The 1,265-nt window shown below is 65.4% G+C and carries 1 protein-coding gene; it reads left to right on the top strand.

From position 1 onward, the window contains the following. Positions 1 to 1,265: efflux RND transporter permease subunit (locus IVA87_RS28370; protein ID WP_247336186.1), on the top strand; the 1,265-nt coding region annotated here is incomplete at both ends.

Here is a 1,265-nt window from a genome sequence, read left to right as displayed (position 1 = left end):
ACTGCGTTTCCGATGCTCACGGGAACGCTGGTCACGGCCGCTGGCTTCCTCCCCATCGGCTTTGCCAATTCCGCGGTCGGCGAATATGCCGGCAGCATCTTCTGGATCGTGGCGATCGCGCTGGTCGCCTCCTGGTTCGTGGCGGTGATCTTCACGCCCTATATCGGCGCCATGCTGCTGCCGGAGACGAAGGTCCACCACAATCACGATCCGCATGCAGTCTACGAGACCCGCATGTACCGCGGCCTGCGCGCCATCGTGCAATGGTGCGTCAATCATCGCATCACCGTGGTGGTCGCGACCGTCGGAATTTTCGTCGCCTCGATCGTCGGGTTCGGCCATGTCCAGCAGCAGTTCTTCCCGCTGTCGGAGCGGCCCGAGCTGTTCCTCCAGCTTCGCCTGCCGGAGGGCACCGCCTTCAACGTCACCGAGAAGGCGGTGAAGAAGGCCGAGACCCTGCTGAAGGACGACAAGGACATCGAGACCTATACCGCCTATGTCGGCCAGGGTTCGCCGCGCTTCTGGCTCGGCCTCAATCCGCAGCTGCCGAACGAGGCCTTCGCCGAGGTTGTCATCGTCGCCAAGGGCGTCGAGGCGCGCGAGCGCATCAAAGCCAAGATCGAAAACGCCGCTGCCGAGGGCTTCCTGTCCGAGGCGCGCGTGCGCGTCGACCGCTTCAATTTCGGTCCGCCGGTCGGTTTCCCGGTCCAGTTCCGCGTGATCGGCCCCGACGCCAACAAGGTGCGCGAGATCGCCTACCAGGTCCGCGACGTCATGCGGCAGAACAAGAGCGTCAAGGACGTCCAGCTCGACTGGAACGAGCAGTCGCCTTACCTCAAGCTCGTCGTCGACCAGGACCGTGCCCGTGCCATGGGCCTGACCCCGCAGGACGTCTCGCAGGCACTGGCGATGCTGATCTCGGGAGCGCAGGTCACGACCGTGCGTGACGGCATCGAGAAGGTCGGCGTGGTCGCCCGTGCGGTCCCGTCCGAACGCCTCGACCTCGGTGGCGTCGGCGACCTGACCATTACATCGCGCAACGGCGTTGCCGTGCCGCTGCAGCAGATCGCCAAGATCGAATATGCCCACGAGGAGCCGATCTTGTGGCGGCGCAACCGCGACATGGCGATCACCGTGCGCTCCGACGTGGTCGACGGCGTGCAGGCGCCCGACGTCACCAACCAGATCACGCCGAAGCTGAAGGCGATCAAGGACCACCTCGAGCCGGCCTACCGGATCGAGCCGGGCGGCGCCTTCGAGGAATC

The sequence above is a fragment of the Bradyrhizobium sp. 147 genome (assembly GCF_023073935.1).
Taxonomy (GTDB): Bacteria; Pseudomonadota; Alphaproteobacteria; order Rhizobiales; family Xanthobacteraceae; genus Bradyrhizobium.
The sequence above is the reverse complement of the archived record's forward strand: the minus strand, read 5'-3'. Positions and strand labels throughout refer to the sequence as shown.